A 15,976-nucleotide genomic window follows, 5' to 3' on the forward strand; every position below is an offset into this window, starting at 1 on the left:
CAAACTGCAGGCAGTGTGGATTCCCGGGCGCGAAGGGTCTTGAACGTTATTGCGGCAGCGGCCAGCGCCGCCTTCCCGCCGTGGCCTGCTGCCAGGCACCGGGCGTGAAGCCAAACTGCCGCGCGAAGACGCGCGTCATGTGGCTCTGGTCGGCAAAGCCGCAATCGGCTGCGGCATCGGCCAGTCTGGCGCCGCGCAGCACCAGGCTGCGGGCACGCTCGGCGCGCTGCTGCAGCAGCCAGGCATGGGGCGGCAGGCCATAGGCCTGGGTGAAGCGGCGCAGCAGTTGGTACTTGCCCAGACCCACCATGGCGGCCAGTTGGGTGAGCGTCGGCGGTGCCTGCGACGTATCCGCCAGGCAGTCGCGCACGCGGCGCACCTCGGCCGAAACGTCGGCGCCGGCTGCATGCAGGCGCTGCGCGTTGGCATGGCGGCACAGCAGCAGGGCACAGGTGTGCACCAGGGCTTCCTCGCAAGCCAGGGCGGCCACGCCCGTGCTGTGCTGCGGCGTGGTACCGCCGTGCGCCAGCCGCTGCAGCAACTGGTGCAGGGCGTCGCGCAGCGCCGTATCGTGCTGGATCACCGGGCGGGCCAGGGCCAGCCCCTGGGGCGATGCCGTGGCCAGGTCGCCGGCCATGGCGTGCAGCACCTGGGGCTCCAGGTAAACCATGCGCCAGCGGCGCGATGGGCCGCCCAGCGGCTGGCCGTCATGCACCTCGCCCGGGTTGGTGGTGATCAAATCGCCTGCATAGGCATCCACCGGGCCGCGTCCGCTGGCCGAGCTTTGTGCCCCATCGTCGAGCAACCCCAGGCCATAGACGGCATGCCAATGCCTGCCATAGTGGCGGGAACTTTCGATGTGCGTGCTGTACACACCTTCCCAGGGCGAGCCGAAAACCTGGCATGTATGGGCGGGCGCTGCGGGTTTCATCTGGCCATTATTGCCAACCGCTGCACTGCCACACCCTCAAGGAGCCAACGAATGCATCGCCGATCCTTTCTTGCTGCAGGGGCGCGCCATGGCGCACTTGGTAGCCTTGCGCTGGTGGCCGTCCGCAGCGCCCAGGCCCAGCCGGCCTACACCGTCTCTGCCGAGCAATTGCAGGAGGCGGTGGCGCAACGCTTTCCGCTGCGCTATCCCATGGCGGGCCTGGTGGACGTGGATGTGCAGGTGCCACGCCTGTCGCTGCTGCCCGAGAGCAATCGCCTGGGCGCCGCATTCGCGCTGAAGGCCGCAGGCCCGGCGCTGCGGCGCAGCCATGGCGGCACCCTGGAGGTGGAGTTCGCCTTGCGCTACGAGGCCAGCGACCGCAGCCTGCGTGCCCACCAGTTGCGCGTGGGGCGGCTGGATTTCCCCAGCTTGCGGCCGGAGGTGGTGGCCATGCTCAACAGCTATGGCCCTGCCCTGGCCGAGCAGTCGCTGCGCGAGGTGGTGCTGCACCGGCTGCGCCCGCAGGACCTGGGCGTGCTCCACGGCCTGGGAATGCAGCCCGGTGCCATCACCGTGACGCCCAGGGGCCTGTCCATCGCGTTTGTGAACAAGCAGGCCCCGTGACGGGCCTGGGCCTTTGCGCCCCGAATCGCTGTGCGCAAGGCCGTGCGCGCCAGCCGCCTAGGCCTTGCGCCTCGGCGAGGCCGGCGCAGGGGCGGCCAGCGCCAGATCACCCCGCACCCGCTGCGCAAACCCGCGCTGCCCGAACTGCTCGATGATGAAGTCCACGAACACCCGGGTGCGCGCGGGCAGCAGCTTCTTGTCCGGGTAGTACAGCGAGGTGGGCCCGGCATCGGACCACCAGCCCGGCAGCAGACGCACCAGGTCGCCGCTGGCCAGCCAGGGCTGGGCAAAGGGCATGGGCAGCAGGGCCACGCCCAGGCCCATGAGCGCGGCTTGGCACATGGCCTCGGGGTCGTCGAAGACGATGCGCGGGCGCAGCTCGGCCGCAGCCGCATCGCCCGCCTTGTTGCGCAGCGTGGTGACGTGGATGCGCCCGGTCTGGATCGAGCGGCGCGCAATGCCGTCCCACTGCGCCAGATCGGAGGGATGGCGCGGTGCCTTGCGGCCCTGCAACTGCGCGCGTGACGCCACGGCCACGATGTGGATGGTGCCCAGCGTGCGCGCCACCATGCCGGGGTTCAGGTTCAGCCCGCCGCCGATACCCGCATCGAAGCCCTCGCCGATCAGGTCCACCTGCCGGTTCTCGAAGCGCCAGTCGGGCTGGATGGCCGGGTAGCGCGCGAGGAACTCGCCGAGCAACGGCACCAGGTAGGCACGGCCGAAGGCCTGCCCCATGCTCACCTTGAGCGTGCCAGCCGGCTGGCGGTCGGTCTCGGCCGCGTGCTCCACGGCGTCTGCCAGGGTCGCCAGCGGAGTGCTGATCTGCTGCAACAGGCGCAGGCCGCCCTCGGTCAGAACAAGGCGCCGCGTGCTGCGCTGAAACAGGCGCACGGAGAGGTTGGCCTCCAGCCGCGCCACGTTCTTGCTCACGGCCGCAGGGGTCAGGCCCATGAGCCGGGCAGCGGCCGAGAAGCTGCCGGACTCGGCGGACTTCACGAAGGATTCGAGGTGGCTGAGCGGTTGCATGCTTGTTATTTTCAACCCGTGGTTGAAATCAGTACAGCTCATTCATGGCTACCAGCAATGCAATGGTTCCCAGACACTGCAGTTGTTGCCAGTGCATTCACTGGTTCACTTACCGGAGTTTCACCATGTCTGTCGCTTCTTCTGTCTCCCCTGCTTCCACCACCGGCGTCCTGGCTGGCAAGGCCGCCTTCGTTACCGGCGGTTCGCGCGGCATCGGTGCCGCCATCGTGCGGCGCCTGGCGCGTGATGGCGCTGCCGTGGCCTTCACCTACACCAGCAACGGTGCACCCGCCAAGGCCCTGGCTGCCGAGATCGAGGCTGCCGGCGGCCGCGCGCTGGCTCTGCAGGCGGACAGCGCCGATGCGGCGGTCCTCACGGCCGCCATCGATGGTGCCGCACGCGAACTGGGCCGCCTGGACATCCTCGTGAACAACGCCGGTGTGGCGGTGATGGGCGAGGTCGGCAGCGTCACGCTGGAAGACCTGGACCGCACCCTCGCCGTCAACGTGCGCGGCGTGTTCGTGGCCACCCAGGCCGCCGTGCGCCACATGGGCCAGGGCGGCTCCTATGGCCGCGTCATCACCATCGGCAGCACCAACTCCGATCGCCTGCCCTGGGCGGGGTTCAGCGTCTACGGCATGAGCAAGGCCGCCATCGTCGGGCTCACCAAGGGCCTGGCGCGCGACCTGGGGCCGCGCGGCATCACCGTGAACAACGTGCAGCCCGGCCCGGTGAACACCGACATGAACCCCGCTGACGGCCCCATGGCCGGCGACATGCACGGCATGATGGCGGTCAACCGCCATGCCGACCCGGCCGAGATCGCTGGCATGGTGGCCTACCTCGCCGGGCCTGAGGCCGGCATGGTCACCGGCGCCAGCCTGCTGATCGATGGTGGTTTCGCCGCGTGAACAGGCGCCCTCCGGGTCGCTTCGCGATTTCCCTCTGAGGGGGGCGCTGGCCCGGGCCTATATAGTGGCCTACCAATCCATCTGGGACCTTCCCGTGCACCACCTCCTTCGCCCCTTGCGCCATGCGCGCACCACCGCAGTGGTGTCGGCCGCCCTGATGGCCGCCGTCACCACCCATGCCGTCACACCCGCCGAGTCCGGCTACGTGGGCGAGTACCGGGGCGGTTCGGTGGACACCGTGGCCCAGCTGGCGCTGCTGGACGACAACACCTACTGCTTTGCCTTCACGGGCGGTGCGCTGGACCTGCTGGCCGCAGGCCGCTGGAAGGCGGAGGGCGGCGGTATCCGGCTGCAACAGGTACGGCAGGAGCGAACCCTGTTCCCCGCGTTTTCCAGCAAGGTGGAGGCGCAAGGGGCCATGGTGGAGTTCGACTTCCATGGCTACACGCTGTCCAATGCCCGCGCGCCGGTGTTCGCCGTGTCGGCGGACGACAAGGTCCCCGCCACGCTGCGCCCCCTGTTCTCCGAGGGCAACAGCAACTGGTCCGAAAGCTACAAGCTGCCCGCCATGCCTGCCGAGTCGGTGCGCTATTTCTACCTGGGTGACCTCGTGGAAGAGAGCCCCGGCAAGCCGCCGGTGGTGAAGGTGGTGCAGTACCGGCTGGAGAGCGGCAACTCCGTGCGCGTAGGCTTCGACGAACTGCAGGCCATGCCCCTCATGGACCAGCGGGCCGAGCTCAAGGGCCAGATGCTGTTCCTGTCCGGCAGCCGCCTGGGCCAGCGTCGGCCCTTGAACCCCGAGGTGCTCAAGGCGGTGCGCAGTGGCTGCATCGATCCCGCATTGAAGCCCGGTGTTCCACGTCCGCTCAAGCCAGGCCAGAACAGGGGCCTGGAGCCTGTGAAGACCTTCACCGTCAGCCCTTCAGCCGTTCAGGGCAAGCCCTTCTTCGAAGCCAAGGCCATCTGACAGACTGTCTGGTCAGGCCGACAGTGCTCCCACGGGGGTGCGGGGCGCCGTCTCGATCTGCGCCTTGGCCAAGCGCAGCGCCTTGCGCATGTAGCCGCGCCACAGCACGCTGGCCAGCAGCCACAGCACCGGTGCGGCCCACTTCGAGCGGGCATGGAAGGCATGGCGCCAGCGCACCGTGGTCTGCGTGCCGCCGGCCTGCGGGTCGAACCACCAGGCGCCGTCCGCCCCCGTGGCCAGCCAGCGCAGCACGCCCGTGAAGCCGCTCACGGTGTAGGCGAAGTACTGGGCCGGGCGGTAGTGCTTGAGCCCTTCCTGCGCGCTGCTGCCGTCGGACATGGCCACCGTGCGCGTCTGCCCTGGGGCATCCCAGGCACCCGTCTGGTCGCGCGTGCCCGTCACCGCCGGCAGGGGGCCGTAGCCGGTGAACAGCGTGGTGGGGTCGATGGGCGCGATGTGACCGAACGCCTGCGCGGGCGAGGCCTTGATCTGCGTCTGGACCGTGGTGGCAAAGGTGGTCATGGGGCGTTGTCCGGTTCGTGCCTGGGGAAGTGAACCGAATGTATTGTGGAAGCCCGAAACGATAAATACCGTTTTTCACAACGGACTGTTTGCCAAACCGTGAACAATTGCCCCTTTCCGCAGCGAAAGAACCGTGTGCAAGGCCGGTTCAGGTGGCGGGTTGTCGTCGCCGCCGGGGTTTCCGGGCTGTTGCGGCCAGTTCCTGCGCGCTCAGGCTGAACACCGGGTTGTCTGCCAGCATTTCCACCGCCAGGTCGATGAAGGCGCGCACCCGCGCTGGCTGCGCCGCACGACTGCCGTAGTACACGTACAGGCCCAGGTGCTGCGGGACGAAGTCGGTGAGCACCGGCACCAGTTGCCCGCTGCGCACCAGCGGGGCGGCCGTGACACCCACCAACTGGCCGATGGCATGGCCACCCAGCACGGCGCGCGCCTCCAGCTCGATGTCGTTGGCGCAGAAGGCGGGCGGGATGGCGTGGGCCACGATGTCCTCGCCCACGCGGAACTCCCAGGGCATGGGCTTGCCCGTGGTCGGGTGGCGAAAGCCGCTGCAGCGGTGCTGTGCCAGATCTTCGATGCGCGTGGGCGTTCCATGGCGCGCCAGGTAGTCCGGCGTGGCGCACACCACCAGCTGCAGCCAGAGCAGGCGCCGGGCAATCACCCCGCCCTCGGGCGGGTAGCCCGAGCGAAAACCCACGTCCACCCGGTCCTCCACCCAGTTGCCGATGCGGTCCTCGAGCTGCACATCGGGTTCCACCAGTGGGTAGCGGCGACTGAATTCGTCGACCACGGGCCAGATCACTTCCAGCATCATGGAGCGCGGCGCAGTGATGCGCAGCGGCCCGGCGATCTCCTCGCGCCCGCGCCGGGCGCCGTGCACGGCCCGCTGCAGCGTGGCCAGGCCGGGCTGGGCGGCGTCCAGGAACTGGCGCCCCTCCTCGGTCAGGCTCAGGCTGCGGGTGGTGCGGTGGAACAGCCGCACTCCCAGGTGCGATTCGAGCTGCCCCAGCGCCAGGCTGGCCGCCTGCGGCGTGATGCCCTGGGCCGACGCCGCATGGCGCAGGCTGCCCAGCTCGGCCGCCTTGGCAAAGGTGGCGATAGCGCGCAGTTCGTTTATGGCCATGGCGAAACTCCCGTTGATTGACAAGAATTGCTTGTGAATGAAGCGAGTGATTATGGGCTAGTGCGATGGCAATGGTGTGCCTAAAGTTCTCCCCCATGGCAACGCCCCGCGTTTGCCAGAACCCCAAATTCATTCTCTCCAAGGACTTTTGCCATGACCGCTCACGCTTCGCCCTCCTTTCCCCGTATCTGGCTCATCACCGGTGCCTCGCGTGGCATCGGCGCCCGCATTGCCGAGGTCGCGCTGGCCCAGGGCGATGCCGTGGTCGCCACCTCACGCAGTGCCGAGTCCATCGCGCGCCGCCTGGGCGCCAGCGATGCGCTGCTGCCCCTGGCCCTGGACGTGACAGACGAGGCGCAGGCCCGCCACGCCGTGGGCGCGGCGCTGGAGCGCTTCGGCCGCATCGACGTGCTGGTCAACAACGCGGGTTACGGCCTTCTGGGTGCGGTGGAAGAGGCCACCGCCGACGAGGTGCGCCGCCTGTACGAGACCAATGTGTTCGGCCTGCTGAACGTGACGCGCGCCGTGCTGCCTTCCATGCGCTCGCGCCGCGCCGGCCATGTGATCAACATCTCGTCGCTGGGCGGGGTGCAGTCCGCTGCAGGCTTCGGGGTGTACTGCTCGACCAAGTTCGCGGTGGAAGGCATCACCGAGGCGCTGCACGCCGAACTGGCGCCACTGGGCATCCATGCCACGGTGGTGGAGCCGGGCTACTTTCGCACCGAGTTCCTCGACACGGCCTCGCTCTCGGTGTCCCCGCTGGTGCTGGAGGACTATGCAAAGAGCGCCGGGGCGATCCGCGAGGTGGCCCGCCGCATCAACCTGAACCAGCCCGGCGACCCTGTGCGCCTGGCCCAGGCCATGATGCAGCTGGTGGCCAGCCCCACGCCGCCGCTGCGCCTGCCCCTGGGCACCGACACGCTGCAGACCATTGCCGACAAGCACGCCTTTGTGGAAAAGGAAACCGCCGCTTGGCGTGACCTGGCAGCCTCCACGGACTTCCCGGTGCAAGCCGCAGCCTGAACCCATACGTTACTTGCCGTCTGCAGCGTGTGGAACTGGCGCGGCCAAGGCCAGTGCCCCCGTGCAAGGGCCGCCCCGCCGCACTGGGGGCGTCCCCCTCCCGACTCNGCTTCACACCATGCCGCCGTTGGCGCGCAAGGTTTGTCCGTTGATCCACGCGCCATCGGGCCCGACCAGAAAGGACACGGTGCCCGCGATGTCGTCCGGCGTTCCAAGGCGGCCCAGCGGGCTCATCTGCGCCAGGCGCTCCACCAGCTCGGGCGTCTTGCCGTCGAGGAACAGGGCGGTGGCCGTGGGGCCGGGGGCCACGGCGTTCACGGTGATGTTCTTGCCGCGCAGCTCCTTGGCGAGGATCAGCGTCATGGTTTCCACTGCGCTCTTGGTGGCGGCGTATACCGCGTAGCCCGGCATGGCGGTGCCGACCACGCTGGTGGAGAAGTTGACGATGCGCCCGCCCGGCTCCAGCCGGCGCGCGGCCTCGCGCAAGGTGTTGAAGCTGCCCTTGAGGTTGATGGCGATCAGCCGGTCGAAGGTGGTGTCGTCGGTATCGGCCAGGTGCGGCGTGTGCGAGGGCATGACGCCCGCGTTGTTCACCAGCACGTCGATGCGTCCGAAGGTTTCGCTGGCCTGATCGAACAGGCGCGCCACGGCGGCGGCATCGGCCACGTCGGCCTGCACGGCGATGGCCTGGCTGCCCGCAGCGGTGATCGACTGGGCCACCACCTCGGCCTCGGCGGCGCTGCCCGCGTAGTTGACCACGACGTTGAAGCCGTCGCGCCCCAGGCGCTGGGCAATGGCGGCGCCGATGCCGCGCGAAGACCCGGTGACGATGGCGACGGGGCGGTGGGTGGATGTGTCGTTGGCGGCCATGAAAACTCCTGAACGGTGGTGATGGGTGTATTGTTCTGTTGGCGCAGGGGTTGATAAAGCCCCTTGAATTGCCATAACTGTTCAACAATCGCCAACAATCTAGACCTGCTGCCAATGGACCGATTTGACGCCATGCGCCTGTTCACCCGCATCGTGGAGCTGGGCAGCTTCACGCAGGCGGCCGAAGACCTGCAACTGCCCCGCGCCACGGTGACGCTGGCCGTGCAGCAGCTGGAAAAGCGCCTGGGCGCGCGCCTGCTGCACCGTACCACGCGCCATGTCGCGCCCACGCAGGACGGCGAGGCCTACTACGCGCGCTGCCAGCAGCTGCTGGCCGACCTTGATGAGACCGAGGCGGCGTTCGCAACGGCCGGCCAGCACCCCAAGGGCAAGCTGCGCGTGGACCTGCAGGGTACCCTGGCCCGCTATTTCGTGCTGCCGCGCATCGGCGAGTTCTTTGCGCGCTACCCCGGCGTGGAGCTGGAGCTGGGGATGGGCGACCGCCTGGTGGACCTGGTGCGTGAGCGCGTGGACTGCGTGATGCGCGGCGGCGAACTGGTCGACTCCAGCATGGTCGGCCGCCGGGTTGCACAACTGGCCCAGGTGACCTGCGCGAGCCGCGCGTACCTGGCGCGCCATGGCGTGCCGCGCACCGTAGAGGAACTGCGCGGCCACCGCGCGGTGAACTACCTGCCGTCGCGCACGGGCAAGCCCATGCCGCTGGACTTCGTGGTCGATGGCGTGCCGCGCAGCGTGCAGCTCAAGGGCGCGGTGTCCGTGACCGATGCGTTTGCCTATGTGGCCTGCTGCACGGCCGGGCTGGGGATCATCCAGGTGCCGCGCTACCACCTGGAGCCGCAGCTGGCCGATGGCAGCCTGGTCGAGGTGCTGGCCGGCTGCCGCCCCGCACCCATGCCGGTGACCGTGCTCTACCCGCACAGCCGCCAGCTCTCGCCGCGCGTGCGCGTGTTCGTGGACTGGCTGGCCGAGGTGATGCAGAACGCGCGCTGATTACGCCGGTGGGCGCGAGAACTCCATGACCCAGTTCGTCTCCCAGGTGCAGCCCTCGTCGTCGGAGAAGGCCTGCTGCCAGCGCGGAGTGCCGGTGGCGAGGTTCTTCGTCCACTCGAAGCGCACCAGGACCGACCGGCCCTCGAACAGCTCCTGGCCAAAGAACACGCCCTGGTCCGTGCCCGCGAAGCCGCCGCTGACAGGTGGTCGTAGCAGGCCCGTGGCCGTGTCCAGGCCTCCCGTCACGTTATCGAGCCAGTAGATGCTCCAGCGCCGTGCCTCGGGGTTGAACAGGCGCAGGGCCATGCCCACGTAGCCGGCATTCCAGGCCTCGGGGATGAAGTCATCGCAGTTGCCGATGCCGCCCGACAAGGGGCGCGCGGTGCCCGTGGCCTCGAAGGTTTCCCAGTCGGTGCAGCCCGCAAGCCGCTGCACGAGCCGGGTGTTGCGGATGCGCCAGGGGCCCATGAGAAAGTCGAAATCGTGGACATCGCCAGTGGGTGGGGTGATCGGCATGTGGTGTCTCCGGGATGGGTGTGCGTCATGCGTGCAGTGCCGAACGCGCCGTGGGCTGCAGCCGGTGGGCTTCGGGCGCACGCGCCAGCCAGGGCGCCAGGCCCGGTGCCACATCGCGTTGCCACGCTCCGCCCTGCGCAAAGGCGTCCAGCGCGCCGGCATCGTCGAACAGCGCCAGGCCCAGCAGCACGGGCTCGCCCTCGCGCACCGGCAGGCGGGGAAAGGTGTTGGGGCTCGCTTCACTGGCATACCAGGCGGTATGGCGCGCACCACCCGCGCGCAGCGTGGGGTCCATGCGCTCGCGGCAGTGGTCCAGCAGCGCGGGCGTTGCAGGCTCCTTGAGGTAGAACACCGTGGCATCGAGCAGGCCCGGGGCCGGGCCGCTGGCACCGGGGGGCGCACGTTCGGCAGGCAGGTCCGCCGCGGCGCCCGGCCATGCGGGGCGCAGCAGCAGCACGTTGTCCGAATCGACCATGGTGGCGTTGGCTGCGTTGCTATGCGCAGCCCACACCGGGCCGCTGTAGAACGCTTCGAGCGCCCGCTGGCGCGCCGCCATGTCGGCAAAGCCGCGCAACCAGGCGAACAGGTCCGGCCGCTCCAGGTCGCGGAACTGGCCGATCACGCGCATGCCTTCGCGCTCCTGGCTTTCGAGGAACTCGCGGTCGAACAGGTCGATCAGCACATCGCGCTGGCCGGGGTGCAGGGTGTACTGGCGCAGTTCGACGATGGCGCAGTCGGCAATCGAGGGGGTGGTGGGCATGCGGGGCTTCCTTGGATCAAGAAAAAGAGAGAAGCCCGCAGTCTGCGGCGCAATACCTGCCAAGGCATGGCAGGTATTCGCTGCATACTGGTACCAGTCGCTTTTCCGTTCCTTTTTCTCCATGCGTGCCAGCCGCCTGTTGTCCATCCAGATGCTGCTCGAAACCCGGGGGCGCATGAGCGCGCAGGCGCTCGCCGATGCGCTGGAGGTCTCGGTGCGCACGCTGTACCGCGACGTGGACCAGCTCACGGCGGCGGGCGTTCCCATCTTTGCCGAGCGCGGGCGCCATGGCGGCTTTGCGCTGCTGCCGGGCTGGAAGACCACGCTGACGGGGCTCACTCCGTCCGAGGCACAGGCCGTGTTCCTGAGCGGCCTGCCTGGCCCGGCCGGCGACCTGGGCCTGGGCGATGACGTGGAAGGCGCACGCCTGAAGCTGCTGGCCGCGCTGCCTGCACCCTGGCGCGAAGACGCTCAGCGCGTGAGCGACCGCCTGCACCTCGACCCGGTGGACTGGTACCGCGAGAGCGAGCCCACGCCCCACCTGGCCACCGTCGCTGCCGCCGTTTGGAGCGGCCAGCAACTGGCCCTGCGCTACGAGAGCTGGGCCGACACGGTGGAGCGCGCCGTGGGCCCGCTGGGCCTAGTGCTCAAGGCGGGTGTCTGGTACCTGGTAGCGCAGCCGGCGGACAAGGCCTCCGACGGCGCAGGGCCGCGCACCTACCGCGTGTCCAACATCCGCGCGGCGGCGGCGCTCACCACGCCTGTGCGGCGACCGGCGCGCTTTGACCTGCCCAGGTATTGGGGTGAGTCCATCCGCCGCTTCGAATCGGGCCTGTACACCGGCGAGGCCGAACTGTTGGCCACGCCGGCGGGGCTCAAGGGCCTTGCCGCACTGAGCAGTGCCGTTGCGCGCGCGGTGGCCGCCGCCTTGCCCTCGCGCCGCAAGGACGGGCGGGTGGCGCTCACGATTCCCATCGAATCGGTGGCCCACGCCTGCGGCCAGCTGATGCGCCAGTCGCCCGAGGTGGAGGTGCTGCGGCCGGCCGCGCTGCGGCGCGCCCTGGTGGAGCGCATCGAAGCCACGGCGCGGCTTTACGGCCTGCGCTGAGCCGCGCTACAAACCGCGTTCCACCATGTCCAGCAGCCGCTGGCCCAGCAGCTGCAGCATGTCGGCGGGCGTGCCGCGCAAGGGCCCGTCGATGCTCAGCAGGGCCATGCCGTGCACGGTAGACCAGGCGAGGTACTCGGCGCCCTGGCGGCGCTCGGGTGGCAGGGCGCCTGCGGTCACCAGGTCGTCGAGGGCGGCCGACAGGTGCTCGAAGGGGTTCAGGCCCGTGAGGCCGCCCATGGCGGGGTCGGGGTTCTGCTCCACGCTGAACTGGCCGCCGAACGCGGTGCGGAACAGCCCTGTCTCCGCATGGGCAAAGCGCATGTAGCCGGCCCCCACGGCGCGCACCCGGGCATGGGCCTGTTCGGTGGGCGTGCCGCCCGTGGGCACGTCGGCCATCTCGGCCTCCATGGCCTGGGCCACGGCGGCCACGGCGGCGGCGCGCACCGCCGCCAGCAGGTCCTGCCGGTTGGCGAAATGGCGGTAGGCGGCATTGGGCGCCACACCTGCGCGGCGCGTGGCTTCGCGCAGTACCACGGCGTCGGGCCCTCCCTGGCGCGCCAGTTCGATGCCGGCGTCCAGCAGGGCGCGGCGCAGGTCGCCATGGCGGTAGGTGCTGCGCGGCGAGGATGGGCTGCCTGGTGTGGCGCTGTTGCGGGTGGTTACGGACATCGGGATTTCAATGTGGACACTGTTCATTATCTTTGGTATTGTTTGTGAACGGTGTCCACAATGCATGGATGTCCGCTTTTGACCCACCTACCCAAGGAGATCCGCCATGAAAGTCGAGCCGTATCTGTTCTTCGAAGGCCGCTGCGAAGAGGCCCTCACGTTCTACCGCACCGCCCTGGGTGCCGAGGTGACCATGCTCATGCGCTACAAGGACAACCCCGAGCCCGCCGCCGGCCCGGGCTGTTCTGCCGACGGCAGCCCCGGCGCAGGGCCCCAGCCCGAGATGGTCATGCACGCCTCGTTCAACGTGGGCGACACCCAGGTCATGGCGTCGGACGGCATGGGTTCGGGAAAGCCCAGCTTCCAGGGCATCTCGCTGTCGCTGAGCCCCGAAACCGAGACCGAGGCCAAACGCCTCTTCGATGCGCTCGCTGCGGGCGGCCAGGTGCAGATGCCGCTGGGCAAGACCTTTTTCTCGCCCGCCTTTGGCATGGTCGCCGACCGCTTTGGCGTGTCGTGGATGGTGGTGGTGCCCCAATGACGGACGCCTCCGCACCAGGAGCTGGACCCGTGCGGTACCGGGGACGCTGCCACTGCGGCAAGGTGGCGTTCGAAGTGGAAGGCACCATCGACAGCGCTTTGGCTTGCAACTGCACCATGTGCCGGCGGCGCGGCTCGCTGCTGTGGTTCGTGCCGCACGGCCAGTTGCGGCTGACCACCCCCGAGGCGAACCTGGCCAGCTACACCTTCCACAAGCACGTCATAGAGCACCGCTTCTGCCCGGCCTGCGGCATCCATACCCATGGCGAAGGCACGCACCCCGCAGGCCACAAGATGGCGGCCGTGAACCTGCGCACGCTCGACGGCGTGGACCTCGACGCCATCCCCGTGCACCACCACGATGGCCTGGCCATGTAAGCCAGCCCCCAAGGAGACTCCCCATGCTGAATCCCGAACCCCAGGCGCAGCACCGCTGGCTGCAGCAGTTGCTCGGCGACTGGACCTGCGAATCCACCTGCGACGCTGGGCCCGGTGAGCCGCCCATGACCAGCACAGGCACCGAGCATGTGCGCCAGCTCGGGGAGCTTTGGGTGCTGGGCGAAGGCACGGGCACCATGCCCGGCGGCGGCGACGCGCGCATGCTCATCACCCTGGGCTACGACCCCGAGAAGGCGGTCTTCATCGGCACCTGGGTCGGCTCGATGATGGCCCATATGTGGGTCTATTGCGGCACGCTCGATGCCACCGAAAAGGTGCTCCCGCTCGAGACCGAAGGCCCGAGCTTCGCCGGCGACGGCAGCACCGCTAAATACCGCGACACCATCACCCTCCTGGGCCCCAACGAGCGCACATTGACCTCCTCCACCCAGCAGCCCGATGGCAGCTGGAAGGAATTCATGAAGGCGACATACCGCCGCAAGGCCCCCTGAGCCTGCACCCGACATGGCGTGGCGGCGGGCGTGGCCGCCGCTCTGGGCGGGCTGGCGCTGCGTTGCCCGCCGAGGGCGCGCAAACGGTGTTCGCGTGAAGTGAGGGCGCTGCCAGCGGGCCGGTGCGCTTGTCCCTAGAATCGCGCGGTCAGCCCGCAGATTGTCCTGCGGCATGCACCGCACCGTTCCACCGCTGGCACTTCTGTGGCGCTGCAATGTCCCCATCTGTTGCGGGCATGCCGCTCACGATCACGACGGCGCACCACCGAAGGAGGCCCCATGTCGAACAACCACCCCACGCCCATCCTGCAAAGCCAGCCGCTCGGCCCGCTGTGGCCTACGCTCGACCCGTTCCTGTTCTGCGCGCACCACGACGACGCCTACCCTGCCGGCAACGCGGCCTTCGGCCCGGCCGTGCCGGTGGACGACCGCCAGATCGGCAGCGACTTCAGCCGCAAGGACGGCTGGAGCATGTACCACGGCGACACCGTGCCCGGCTTTCCCGGCCACCCGCACCGAGGCTTCGAGACCGTGACGCTGGTGCGCAAGGGGCTCATTGACCATTCCGACTCGCTGGGTGCCGCCGCGCGCTTCGGCGGCGGCGATGTGCAGTGGGTCACAGCCGGCAAGGGCATCGTGCATTCCGAGATGTTCCCGCTGCTGAGCGCCACCGAGCCGAACCCGCTGGAGCTGTTCCAGATCTGGCTGAACCTGCCTGCACGCCACAAGATGGTGGAGCCGCACTTCACCATGCTCTGGAACGAGCGCATCCCGCGCCTGGTGCACCACGACGAGGCCGGCCGCACGACCACCGCCACCGTGGTGGCCGGCGCCCTGCCCGCTGCGCCGGAACCGCTGGCGCCGCCACCCGAGTCCTGGGCCTCGCAGCCCGGCGCCGACGTGGCGATCTGGACGCTGCGCCTGGACCCCGGTGCCCAGTGGCCCATGCCGGCCGCGCTGGGTGCGGGCACGCGCCGCATGCTCTACTTCTTCGTGGGCGATGGCCTGCGCGTGGGCCCGCAGGAGGTGCAGGGCCATGCCGCGCTGGAGATAGACGCCCGCCAGGAATGGCTGCTGACCAACACCGGCGCCACCGTGGCCGAGTGCCTGGTGCTGCAGGGCCGCCCCATCGGCGAACCCGTGGCGCAGTACGGCCCCTTCGTGATGAACACGCAGCAGGAGATCATGCAGGCCATGCAGGACTACCGCCGCACCCAGTTCGGCGGCTGGCCCTGGCCCGACAGCGACCCGGTGCACGGTACCGAGGCACGGCGTTTTGCGCGCTACCCGGGCCAGGCCGAGGACGAGGTGCCTGCGGCCGTTTGAGGGGCGCCACCCCTGCTTGGGCAGGGGTGGTTCGGGTCGTGGACAATCCTGCATTCCGATCCGCAGGGCAGCGGCCATGCCGCCCCCTGCTATTCCTTGCATGAAAGCGCGCCATCCATGAACATCGCCAAAGACACCGCCGTCACCATCGCCTACAAGGTCACCACGCCCGAGGGCAAGCCCCTGGACGCGGGCAACCTGTCCTACCTGCACGGCGGCTACGAGAACATCTTCCCCAAGGTCGAGGCCGCCCTCGAAGGCCAGGCCGCCGGCTTCAGCACCACGCTGGACCTGGCCGTGGAAGAGGCCTTTGGCGCACGCGACGAAGGCCTGGTGCGCACCATCCCCAAATCAGAGTTCCCCCCGGGCGTGAAGGTCGGCGGCCAACTGCAGGGTGTTGGCACCGATGGCCAGCCCGCCGTGTTCAACGTGGTCAAGATCAAGGGCCCTGAAGTGCTGCTGGACGGCAACCACCCGCTGGCCGGCCAGGCGCTGCGCTTCTCGTGCAAGGTGGCGAGCGTGCGCGCCGCCAGCGCCGAGGAGATCGCCCACCGCCATGTGCACGGCGACCACGGCCACCACCATTGAGCCTTGCGATGGCTGGCCTGCAGGCGGTTGCGCATTCAGACCGGGCCTTTTCCATCCCCGGCTTCCTGTCGGGTGGCGAGTGCGATGAGCTCATCGCGCTGGCCGAGCGCGAGGGCTTCGAGGCCGCCGGCGTGCGCACGGCCGGTGGTCCCAGGGCCATGCCCCTGGTGCGCAACAACGACCGGGTGCTGGTCGAGTCCGCCGCCTGGGTGGCCCTCCTGTGGCAGCGGTTGCAGGGCGTGGCCTTGCCACTGCTCGATGGAGAAGAGGCGCAAGGCCTGCCCAAGGAGCTGCGCTTTTACCGCTATGCCCCGGGCCAGCGCTTCAAGATGCACAAGGACGGGCCCTGGACCGAAGCGGGCATGACCAGCCGGCTCACGCTGCTGGTCTACCTCAATGCGGGCTTTGCGGGCGGGGACACCGATTTCAGGGATTTCGTGGTGCAGCCAGCCACCGGTGCGGCTCTGCTTTTCATCCACGACACCTGGCACGAAGGCCAGGCCGTCACCGAGGGCACGAAGTACGTGCTGCGCTCGGACGTGCTCTACGCGCCGGGCTGACCTGCCGG

General features: G+C 69.2%; 20 protein-coding genes. 12 read left to right on the forward strand and 8 right to left on the reverse strand.

Translation table 11 applies throughout. The features are described 5' to 3' along the window. Nucleotides 1-46: 46 nt before the first annotated feature. A complete protein-coding gene (locus tag ASE28_RS14355; RefSeq protein WP_057267127.1) occupies nucleotides 47-931 on the reverse strand; it encodes an AraC family transcriptional regulator in 885 nt (294 codons plus the stop codon). Nucleotides 932-982: 51 nt separating this feature from the next. Here ASE28_RS14355 and ASE28_RS14360 point away from each other — a divergent pair, with 51 nt between their 5' ends. Further along, a complete protein-coding gene (locus tag ASE28_RS14360) occupies nucleotides 983-1,555 on the forward strand; it encodes a hypothetical protein (protein ID WP_057267129.1) in 573 nt (190 codons plus the stop codon). Between the two features lie 57 nt (nucleotides 1,556-1,612). Here ASE28_RS14360 and ASE28_RS14365 read toward each other — a convergent pair whose 3' ends face one another. Next, a complete protein-coding gene (locus ASE28_RS14365; protein ID WP_057267132.1) occupies nucleotides 1,613-2,581 on the reverse strand; it encodes a LysR family transcriptional regulator in 969 nt (322 codons plus the stop codon). Nucleotides 2,582-2,706: 125 nt separating this feature from the next. Between ASE28_RS14365 and ASE28_RS14370 the strand changes: the two genes are divergently transcribed. Both ASE28_RS14370 and ASE28_RS14375 read left to right on the forward strand, forming a co-directional pair. Further along, complete coding sequence (locus ASE28_RS14370; RefSeq protein WP_057267134.1) at nucleotides 2,707-3,492, forward strand: SDR family oxidoreductase; 786 nt, start codon at nucleotides 2,707-2,709, stop codon at nucleotides 3,490-3,492. A 94-nt stretch (nucleotides 3,493-3,586) separates the two neighbouring features. Then, nucleotides 3,587-4,459 (forward strand): hypothetical protein, encoded by an 873-nt coding sequence (locus ASE28_RS14375; protein WP_057267314.1) that lies wholly within the window; start codon nucleotides 3,587-3,589, stop codon nucleotides 4,457-4,459. A gap of 12 nt (nucleotides 4,460-4,471) precedes the next feature. Here ASE28_RS14375 and ASE28_RS14380 read toward each other — a convergent pair whose 3' ends face one another. Both ASE28_RS14380 and ASE28_RS14385 read right to left on the reverse strand, forming a co-directional pair. Then, a complete protein-coding gene (locus tag ASE28_RS14380) occupies nucleotides 4,472-4,981 on the reverse strand; it encodes an SRPBCC family protein (protein WP_057267136.1) in 510 nt (169 codons plus the stop codon). Between the two features lie 148 nt (nucleotides 4,982-5,129). Next, a complete protein-coding gene (locus ASE28_RS14385) occupies nucleotides 5,130-6,104 on the reverse strand; it encodes a LysR family transcriptional regulator (protein ID WP_057267138.1) in 975 nt (324 codons plus the stop codon). A 153-nt stretch (nucleotides 6,105-6,257) separates the two neighbouring features. Here ASE28_RS14385 and ASE28_RS14390 point away from each other — a divergent pair, with 153 nt between their 5' ends. Then, the gene (locus ASE28_RS14390; RefSeq protein WP_057267141.1) at nucleotides 6,258-7,127 is read left to right on the forward strand and encodes an oxidoreductase; all 870 of its coding nucleotides are present in this window, start codon (nucleotides 6,258-6,260) and stop codon (nucleotides 7,125-7,127) included. A gap of 111 nt (nucleotides 7,128-7,238) precedes the next feature. Here ASE28_RS14390 and ASE28_RS14395 read toward each other — a convergent pair whose 3' ends face one another. Beyond that, on the reverse strand, nucleotides 7,239-7,997 hold the full coding sequence (locus tag ASE28_RS14395; protein ID WP_057267142.1) for an SDR family oxidoreductase: 759 nt from the start codon (nucleotides 7,995-7,997) through the stop codon (nucleotides 7,239-7,241). 114 nt (nucleotides 7,998-8,111) lie between these two features. Here ASE28_RS14395 and ASE28_RS14400 point away from each other — a divergent pair, with 114 nt between their 5' ends. Continuing rightward, nucleotides 8,112-9,008, forward strand: a complete 897-nt coding sequence (locus tag ASE28_RS14400) for a LysR family transcriptional regulator (protein WP_057267144.1) — start codon at nucleotides 8,112-8,114, stop codon at nucleotides 9,006-9,008. Here the strand turns inward: ASE28_RS14400 and ASE28_RS14405 are convergent, their stop codons facing one another. Together ASE28_RS14405 and ASE28_RS14410 are read right to left on the reverse strand one after the other, a co-directional pair. Beyond that, nucleotides 9,009-9,524, reverse strand: coding sequence for a hypothetical protein (locus ASE28_RS14405; RefSeq protein WP_057267146.1), 516 nt, complete (start codon nucleotides 9,522-9,524; stop codon nucleotides 9,009-9,011). It lies immediately after the preceding gene. 25 nt (nucleotides 9,525-9,549) lie between these two features. Further along, nucleotides 9,550-10,284, reverse strand: coding sequence for an NIPSNAP family protein (locus tag ASE28_RS14410; RefSeq protein ID WP_057267149.1), 735 nt, complete (start codon nucleotides 10,282-10,284; stop codon nucleotides 9,550-9,552). A gap of 121 nt (nucleotides 10,285-10,405) precedes the next feature. Here ASE28_RS14410 and ASE28_RS14415 point away from each other — a divergent pair, with 121 nt between their 5' ends. Continuing rightward, nucleotides 10,406-11,392, forward strand: coding sequence for a YafY family protein (locus tag ASE28_RS14415; protein WP_057267151.1), 987 nt, complete (start codon nucleotides 10,406-10,408; stop codon nucleotides 11,390-11,392). 6 nt (nucleotides 11,393-11,398) lie between these two features. On the opposite strand, the gene ASE28_RS14420 is transcribed toward ASE28_RS14415, so the two are convergent. Continuing rightward, the gene (locus tag ASE28_RS14420; RefSeq protein ID WP_057267153.1) at nucleotides 11,399-12,064 is read right to left on the reverse strand and encodes a TetR/AcrR family transcriptional regulator; all 666 of its coding nucleotides are present in this window, start codon (nucleotides 12,062-12,064) and stop codon (nucleotides 11,399-11,401) included. Between the two features lie 106 nt (nucleotides 12,065-12,170). On the opposite strand from ASE28_RS14420, the gene ASE28_RS14425 reads away from it, so the two are divergent. From ASE28_RS14425 to ASE28_RS14450, 6 genes are all read left to right on the forward strand, one after another. After that, on the forward strand, nucleotides 12,171-12,605 hold the full coding sequence (locus ASE28_RS14425; RefSeq protein ID WP_057200691.1) for a VOC family protein: 435 nt from the start codon (nucleotides 12,171-12,173) through the stop codon (nucleotides 12,603-12,605). Between the two features lie 29 nt (nucleotides 12,606-12,634). Further along, nucleotides 12,635-12,982, forward strand: a complete 348-nt coding sequence (locus ASE28_RS14430; protein ID WP_057267155.1) for a GFA family protein — start codon at nucleotides 12,635-12,637, stop codon at nucleotides 12,980-12,982. A gap of 23 nt (nucleotides 12,983-13,005) precedes the next feature. Continuing rightward, the gene (locus tag ASE28_RS14435) at nucleotides 13,006-13,494 is read left to right on the forward strand and encodes a DUF1579 domain-containing protein (RefSeq protein ID WP_057200693.1); all 489 of its coding nucleotides are present in this window, start codon (nucleotides 13,006-13,008) and stop codon (nucleotides 13,492-13,494) included. Nucleotides 13,495-13,773: 279 nt separating this feature from the next. After that, nucleotides 13,774-14,820: a pirin family protein gene (locus ASE28_RS14440; RefSeq protein WP_057267158.1), complete on the forward strand. Its 1,047-nt coding sequence runs from the start codon at nucleotides 13,774-13,776 to the stop codon at nucleotides 14,818-14,820. Nucleotides 14,821-14,937: 117 nt separating this feature from the next. Beyond that, the gene (locus ASE28_RS14445; protein WP_057267162.1) at nucleotides 14,938-15,408 is read left to right on the forward strand and encodes a peptidylprolyl isomerase; all 471 of its coding nucleotides are present in this window, start codon (nucleotides 14,938-14,940) and stop codon (nucleotides 15,406-15,408) included. A gap of 8 nt (nucleotides 15,409-15,416) precedes the next feature. Then, nucleotides 15,417-15,968 carry a 2OG-Fe(II) oxygenase gene (locus ASE28_RS14450; protein ID WP_164470715.1) on the forward strand — a complete coding sequence of 184 codons (552 nt, stop codon included), beginning with the start codon at nucleotides 15,417-15,419 and terminating at the stop codon, nucleotides 15,966-15,968. The last annotated feature ends 8 nt before the right edge of the window (nucleotides 15,969-15,976 follow it).

Origin of the sequence: Acidovorax sp. Root219 (assembly GCF_001428665.1) — a bacterium.
Taxonomy (GTDB): Bacteria; Pseudomonadota; Gammaproteobacteria; order Burkholderiales; family Burkholderiaceae_C; genus Acidovorax.

Bases quoted from the DNA above. Each gene is read 5' to 3' on its own strand.
- ASE28_RS14370 (WP_057267134.1), top strand. From the start codon at position 2,707: ATGTCTGTCGCTTCTTCTGTCTCCCCTGCTTCCACCACCGGCGTCCTG.
- ASE28_RS14405 (WP_057267146.1), bottom strand. From the start codon at position 9,524: ATGCCGATCACCCCACCCACTGGCGATGTCCACGATTTCGACTTTCTC.
- ASE28_RS14435 (WP_057200693.1), top strand. From the start codon at position 13,006: ATGCTGAATCCCGAACCCCAGGCGCAGCACCGCTGGCTGCAGCAGTTG.
- ASE28_RS14400 (WP_057267144.1), top strand. From the start codon at position 8,112: ATGGACCGATTTGACGCCATGCGCCTGTTCACCCGCATCGTGGAGCTG.
- ASE28_RS14450 (WP_164470715.1), top strand. From the start codon at position 15,417: ATGGCTGGCCTGCAGGCGGTTGCGCATTCAGACCGGGCCTTTTCCATC.
- ASE28_RS14365 (WP_057267132.1), bottom strand. From the start codon at position 2,581: ATGCAACCGCTCAGCCACCTCGAATCCTTCGTGAAGTCCGCCGAGTCC.
- ASE28_RS14440 (WP_057267158.1), top strand. From the start codon at position 13,774: ATGTCGAACAACCACCCCACGCCCATCCTGCAAAGCCAGCCGCTCGGC.
- ASE28_RS14410 (WP_057267149.1), bottom strand. From the start codon at position 10,284: ATGCCCACCACCCCCTCGATTGCCGACTGCGCCATCGTCGAACTGCGC.
- ASE28_RS14355 (WP_057267127.1), bottom strand. From the start codon at position 931: ATGAAACCCGCAGCGCCCGCCCATACATGCCAGGTTTTCGGCTCGCCC.
- ASE28_RS14445 (WP_057267162.1), top strand. From the start codon at position 14,938: ATGAACATCGCCAAAGACACCGCCGTCACCATCGCCTACAAGGTCACC.
- ASE28_RS14380 (WP_057267136.1), bottom strand. From the start codon at position 4,981: ATGACCACCTTTGCCACCACGGTCCAGACGCAGATCAAGGCCTCGCCC.
- ASE28_RS14395 (WP_057267142.1), bottom strand. From the start codon at position 7,997: ATGGCCGCCAACGACACATCCACCCACCGCCCCGTCGCCATCGTCACC.
- ASE28_RS14385 (WP_057267138.1), bottom strand. From the start codon at position 6,104: ATGGCCATAAACGAACTGCGCGCTATCGCCACCTTTGCCAAGGCGGCC.
- ASE28_RS14360 (WP_057267129.1), top strand. From the start codon at position 983: ATGCATCGCCGATCCTTTCTTGCTGCAGGGGCGCGCCATGGCGCACTT.
- ASE28_RS14425 (WP_057200691.1), top strand. From the start codon at position 12,171: ATGAAAGTCGAGCCGTATCTGTTCTTCGAAGGCCGCTGCGAAGAGGCC.
- ASE28_RS14415 (WP_057267151.1), top strand. From the start codon at position 10,406: ATGCGTGCCAGCCGCCTGTTGTCCATCCAGATGCTGCTCGAAACCCGG.
- ASE28_RS14420 (WP_057267153.1), bottom strand. From the start codon at position 12,064: ATGTCCGTAACCACCCGCAACAGCGCCACACCAGGCAGCCCATCCTCG.
- ASE28_RS14390 (WP_057267141.1), top strand. From the start codon at position 6,258: ATGACCGCTCACGCTTCGCCCTCCTTTCCCCGTATCTGGCTCATCACC.